We start from the raw sequence: 456 nt of genomic DNA on the forward strand, positions 1-456 counted from the left end.
ATCGTGCTGTCGGTGGCGCTGGCCTGGCTGACCGAGCGCAGCCACCTGCCCGGCCGGCGCTGGTGGTCATGGCTGTCGGTCGCGCCATTGGCCATTCCGGCCTTCGTCCATAGCTATGCCTGGATCAGCCTGGTGCCGGGCCTGCACGGCCTGGGGGCTGGCGTGCTCATCTCCGTCATCGCCTATTTCCCGTTTCTATATCTGCCCATTTCCGCGGCGCTGCGCCGGCTGGATCCCGCGCTGGAAGACGCCGCCGCCGCTCTTGGCGTCGGGCCCTGGCGCGTCTTCGCACGCGTCGTGCTGCCGCAACTGAGGCTGGCCATCTGCGGCGGCGCGCTGCTGGTCGGCCTGCATCTGCTCGCCGAATATGGCCTTTACGTCTTCATCCGTTTCGACACCTTCACCACGGCGATCGTCGATCAGTTCCAGTCGACCTTCAACGGCCCGGCCGCCAAC

General features: G+C 67.3%; 1 protein-coding gene. It reads left to right on the forward strand.

Annotation, left to right across the window (positions count from 1 at the left end; all coding sequences use genetic code 11):
- On the forward strand, positions 1 to 456 hold a 456-nt coding region (locus tag EN859_RS35355), incomplete at both ends, for an ABC transporter permease subunit (RefSeq protein ID WP_135913611.1).

The sequence above is a fragment of the Mesorhizobium sp. M00.F.Ca.ET.216.01.1.1 genome (genome assembly GCF_004010325.2).
Classification (GTDB): domain Bacteria; phylum Pseudomonadota; class Alphaproteobacteria; order Rhizobiales; family Rhizobiaceae; genus Mesorhizobium.